The 1,398-nt window shown below is 73.0% G+C and carries 2 protein-coding genes; both read left to right on the top strand.

Going from position 1 to position 1,398, the window contains the following annotated elements:
* A partial coding sequence (locus AC2W7A_RS12430; protein ID WP_485991614.1) for an FHA domain-containing protein FhaB/FipA occupies positions 1 to 367 on the top strand: 367 nt, incomplete at its 5' end.
* Between the two features lie 3 nt (positions 368 to 370).
* On the top strand, positions 371 to 1,398 hold a 1,028-nt coding region (locus tag AC2W7A_RS12425), incomplete at its 3' end, for a PP2C family protein-serine/threonine phosphatase (RefSeq protein ID WP_485991613.1).

Below are 1,398 nucleotides of genomic sequence, written 5' to 3'. Positions count from 1 at the left end.
CCGGCCGGCCCCCGGAGGCCGGAGCCGCCCGTCAGCCGGCCGCACCGTGCGTCGGCCGCCGACCCCGGCGCCCCGTCTGGCGCGCACCCTCGTGATCGAGAAGGGACCGCTGGCCGGCCGGGAGATCGACCTGCAGGGTCAGGCCCTGCTGATGGGCCGCGCCCAGGACGCGGACCTGGTGCTGGAGGACGACTACGCCTCCGGCCGCCACGCCCGCCTGTTCCCGCAGGGCACCCGCTGGTTCCTCGAGGACCTGGGCTCCACCAACGGCACGTTCGTGGACGGCAACCAGGTCTCCCGTGCCCTGCCCGTGGGCCCGGGCGACTCCATCCGGATCGGCAAGACCGTCATGGAGATCAAGGCCTGACCCATGCCCTACGTCCTCCACTGTGCCGCCCGGTCCGACGTCGGCCGCGTCCGCTCCAAGAACGACGACTCCGCGTACGCGGGCCGTCATCTCGTGGTCCTCGCCGACGGCATGGGCGGGCACGTGGGCGGAGACGTCGCCTCGGCCTCGGCCGTGCTGGACCTGGCCCCGCTGGACGCCACGGGCTACGACGACCCGGCGACCGTCCTGCCGGACGAGATCCAGAACGCGAACCTCATCCTCAACGAGCTGGTCCACGCGAATCCGAAGCTGGCGGGCATGGGCACCACCTGCACCGCCGGACTGCTCGCCGGGGAGACGCTCTACATGGCGCACATCGGCGACTCCCGCGCCTACCGCCTCAGGGACGGCGAGTTCGAGCAGATCACCCGTGACCACACGTTCGTGCAGCGCCTCGTGGACGAGGGCCGGCTGTCCCCGGAGGAGGCCGAGCACCACCCGAACAAGAACGTGCTGATGCGCGTGCTGGGCGACGTGGACGCCTCCCCGGAGCTGGACGTCTTCGAGGTGCCGGTGACGGCCGGCGAGCGCTGGCTGTTCTGCTCGGACGGCCTGACGGACGTGGTCACGGTGCCGACCATCCGCACGATCCTCGAGGAGGCCCAGTCCCTCGAGGCCGCGGTGGACGAGCTCATCGACCTGACCCTCAAGGGCGGGGCGCATGACAATGTCACGGTCATCGTCTTCGAGGTGGCTGAGGGCACCGAGGAGGAGCTCGCCCCGATCGAGTCGCTGCACCTCTCGGACGAGGCCCTGGCCGCGGCCCACCCGGCGGAAGTCGGCCCGGTGTCCGGCCGCCTGCTGCGCGAGGACCTGGACGTGCGGCCGCACATCCTGGTCGGCGCCGCCTCCTCCGCCGTGAAGACGGACCGCATCCCGATCGTCACGCGCGCCACCACCAAGCGTCGCGCGGCCACCCTGCTCGGCGAGGAGCCGGTCCCGGACAACCGTCCGCGCCGTGCCGCCGCGATCCTCACGGGGCGCCTCCCCGCCCCGGGCCCCCGCCACCG

Source organism: Micrococcus sp. LASM2_SD2 (assembly GCF_057364565.1).
The sequence above is the reverse complement of the archived record's forward strand: the minus strand, read 5'-3'. Positions and strand labels throughout refer to the sequence as shown.